The organism is Acidovorax sp. SUPP3334 (genome assembly GCF_030159055.1).
Lineage (GTDB): Bacteria > Pseudomonadota > Gammaproteobacteria > Burkholderiales > Burkholderiaceae_C > Paracidovorax.
Genome location: NZ_BQXQ01000128.1, coordinates 1 through 615, shown reverse-complemented (window position 1 = coordinate 615; position 615 = coordinate 1). Strand labels below are relative to the sequence as shown.

Below are 615 nucleotides of genomic sequence, written 5' to 3'. Positions count from 1 at the left end.
CCGATGCGCCCATCCCCGGCCAGGACGACGACCGCTTCACCTACCTGCCCCACGAACGCATCACCCGCCACACCGACGGCCTGGGCCGCGTGACGGCCTACCACTGGGATGCGCGCTTCAACATCGTGGCCACCGTCATCGCAGAAGGAACGCCCGAGGAGTTGAGGGAGGAAACGCCGTTCGATTCCACCGGAACGGCCAAAGGCAGCATCGATCCGCTGGGCCGGCGCACCACGCTGAGGCACGATGCGCGGGGCAATCTCACGCAGGTCACCAACGCCCTGGGGCAGTCCACTGCGCTGCAGTACAACGCGCTCGATCTGGTCACCACGCTGCGCGATGCCATGGGCTTCGAGTGGCGGCGTGCCTACGACCGCCACGGCAATCTGGTGCAGATGACCGATCCGCTTGGCCAGACCACGACCTTCCAATATGACGGCCAAGGCCGGCCAGTTGAGGTGACCGATGCCAAGGGCGGCAGGAAGGTGCTGCACTGGGACGAGGCGGGCAACCTGATTGCCTATACCGACTGCTCGGGCCGCACCACGCGCTTTGCGTATGACGCGCTGGGGCAACTGGTGCAGCGCACCGATGCGCTGGGGCAGGCCACGCGCT

General features: G+C 66.8%; 1 pseudogene. It reads left to right on the top strand.

What is annotated here, in order from left to right:
- Positions 1-615, top strand: a pseudogene (locus tag AVHM3334_RS23785) (RHS repeat-associated core domain-containing protein); the annotation flags it as partial.